The 1,502-nt window shown below is 73.4% G+C and carries 2 protein-coding genes; one reads left to right on the top strand and one right to left on the bottom strand.

Features of this window, described 5'->3' with window-relative positions:
• Positions 1-888, bottom strand: an 888-nt coding sequence (locus IFT36_RS15995) for a GDSL-type esterase/lipase family protein (RefSeq protein ID WP_200413662.1), incomplete at its 3' end; no start/stop codon positions are given.
• 192 nt (positions 889-1,080) lie between these two features.
• Between IFT36_RS15995 and IFT36_RS15990 the strand changes: the two genes are divergently transcribed.
• Positions 1,081-1,502, top strand: a 422-nt coding sequence (locus IFT36_RS15990; RefSeq protein ID WP_463671340.1) for a phosphoheptose isomerase family protein, incomplete at its 3' end; no start/stop codon positions are given.

The following is a 1,502-nucleotide window of genomic DNA, read 5'->3' as shown; positions in this document are numbered from 1 at the left end:
CGCCCGCGCGGCCCCGAGCTGTGCGACGACCGGGTCGACCGGGGCCGGTGCGGCCACGGACGCCGCCAGTCGGGCCACCTCGAGCTGGGCGGCGACCCGCTCGGGCACGACGGGTGCGACGGACGTGCGTCCGATGTGCTCGACGGTCTCGCCGCGGCGCACGACGTCGAGGGTCGGGGCCACCCGGTCGGCGACCACGGAGCCCCACTTCCGGTACATCGTCTCGCAGCCGTGCGGGCGACCGGGCTGCAGCTCTCCCGGGGGCAGCCGGAAGTACGAGGCCGACGGGTGCTGCGCGGCGATCCGTTCGGTGATCTCGTTCATGCGGGCGGCGTGCCGGTCGGCGACCGATCCGAACGGGTTGTCGAACCGCGTGACCGAGCGCACGGGCTGCACGCCGACCAGCACGATGCGGGCGGTCGGGTGGACGCGGCGGGTCAGGTCGGTGACGAGCGTCGTCACGTCACGTTGCCATCCCTCGAGCGGGGTGAGCATGACGGCGTCGTTGAGGCCGAGCATCACGACCACCGTGTCGTACAGGCTGAGGTCGTGGTCGCCGATCCACGAACGGGCCGAACCGGCGTTCATCATCTCGTCGCCGATGTAGTCGACCGAGCAGGCGCGACCGGTGCTCTTCGAGGTCTCCTTGGCGATCTGACCGGTGAGCGCCTGCTCGTGGCTCGTCACGCCGAAGCCGTGGGTCGGGCCCGTGCCGATCAGCAGCACGGTGTCGGGGTCGGGGGAGTCCGCCCGGTAGGTCGGCCGTCCGCGTGGCGAGGGCACGTGCCGGGAACGCGAGAGCGTCCACAGGTAGAACAGGCGCATGGCAGGCCTCAGCCGCTCGTAGCTGCGCGTCGGGTGCGCGGGTGTGTCGACCGTCCTGGTCACGTGGTGCTCCTCGGGTGTCTCTCGGTGTCTCGTCCCCCTGTCCCAGGCTAGGCAGCGGTCGGCAGCCGGGCTGCCCCCAGTGCGGGTCGACGGTGGCCCCCCTTCTGGTCGCACCCCCGCCCGGAGCCCGTCGACGCGGACCGCCTGCCCGAACCTGGACGCCGGAGGCGCGGGGCGAGCAGGCTGGTACCCGTGACCCCCGCAGACAGCACGACCCCCGACGACGACCACGGTTTCGTCGCCACCGCCCTCGAGCTCGTGGCCGACGAGGTCGACGCCGCCGTCTCGGCGGTGCTCGACGCGGACGCCGGAGGCGACGACTCGTCCGACACGTCCGGCCAGCTCGACGCCTTCGCCGACCTGCTCGACGACGCCGAGCGCGTCTTCGTCCACGGTGCGGGTCGCTCGGGTCTCGCCCTCCGCATGACCGCGATGCGGTTGATGCACCTCGGACTCGAGGTCCACGTCGTCGGCGAGGTCACGACGCCGGCCATCGCCGACGGGGACGTGCTGCTCACCGCGAGCGGCTCGGGCACGACGTCCGGCATCGTCGCCGCGGCCCGGACGGCCGTCGACGCCGGCGCGCGGGTGGCCGCCATCACCACCGCCGCCGA

It is taken from the genome of Frigoribacterium sp. CFBP 13605 (assembly GCF_014839405.1).
Taxonomy (GTDB): domain Bacteria; phylum Actinomycetota; class Actinomycetes; order Actinomycetales; family Microbacteriaceae; genus Frigoribacterium.
The sequence above is the reverse complement of the archived record's forward strand: the minus strand, read 5'-3'. Positions and strand labels throughout refer to the sequence as shown.